The sequence below is a fragment of the Agaribacillus sp. DX54 genome, assembly GCF_056858335.1.
Genome location: NZ_JBXEQE010000098.1, coordinates 1 through 1,238 on the forward strand (window position 1 = coordinate 1; position 1,238 = coordinate 1,238).

At 44.4% G+C, this 1,238-nt stretch carries 1 protein-coding gene; it reads left to right on the top strand.

The genetic code is table 11. The annotated features are described in order from the left end of the window. Positions 1 to 1,238, top strand: a 1,238-nt coding sequence (locus AC04NP_RS30485) for an amino acid adenylation domain-containing protein (protein ID WP_482863908.1), incomplete at both ends; no start/stop codon positions are given.

A 1,238-nucleotide genomic window follows, 5' to 3' on the forward strand; every position in this document is an offset into this window, starting at 1 on the left:
TCCTGATCAGTGCCAGTGAGTGCTCAGCCACCTTTTCGCACCGGGACAATCTGGATATTGTTTTGTTGGATAGCGATTGGGCTAAGATATCCAAGAGATCTGCCAAAAAGCTAAAGAGCGTCCCTTCACCGGATCATCTGGCCTATGTCATCTATACATCAGGGAGTACCGGAAGGCCCAAGGGGGTTTTGATAGAACATAAAAATGTGTCCAACCTTCTTTATTGTCAAACGAATTATTTCCAAATTACTGCTGAGGATCAGTTTTTAGCTTTTTCTGGTTTTTCTTTTGACGCTTCGGTAGAGCAAATGTATTTACCCTTATTGAATGGTGCTACTCTACATATAGTACCTAAAGATATATTGTTAGATATAGAAAGCGTTACTCAACTACTTGTGGATAAAAAAATTACACACCTCCACGCAGTGCCATCATTTTTGAGAGAACTCCCCTTTATAACAGGAAGTAGCTTGAAACGAATAATCAGTGGTGGAGATGTGTTCGATAGAGAGATATTCAATACTTGGGGAAATAAGGGAGTAAGGATCATTAATGAATTTGGGCCTACTGAATCAACCGTAACTTCAAGTCAAAATGAAATGAAGGAAGATACTGACCAGGCAGATATTGGCCAGCCAATAGCCAATACACAAATTTATATATTGAGCCATGATAATAAATTATTACCGACAGCAGTAGTCGGGGAATTGTGCATTGCTGGTTTAGGATTGGCTCGGGGGTATCTAAACCGGGAATCCTTAACAGCAGAGAAGTTTGTTGATAATCCATTTAAGACAGGAGAGCGGATGTACAGAACGGGCGATCTGGCCCGGTGGCTGCCCGATGGTACCATTGAGTTTATCGGCAGAAAGGACAACCAGGTCAAGATCCAAGGTTACCGCATTGAGCTGGGAGAGATCGAAAACGCATTATCCTTGTTACCAGAAGTAAATCAATCTTGTGTGTGGGCCAGGCAGGATGAGAATGGCAGTAAGCGATTGGTCGGCTACGTGGTGATGGAGGGAGATCTGGACAAGGAAGCCCTACAGGAACAATTACAACAAAGCTTACCAGGGTATATGGTGCCCCGCTTGTGGGTGCAGCTAAACGAGATGCCCTTAACAGCCAATGGCAAGCTGGACAGGAAGGCCTTACCGGAATTGGACAGTTCAGCCTTGTCCAGCAAAGAATACGTGGCCCCAAGGACAGAGGCAGAAACACAGCTAGCTGCGATCTGG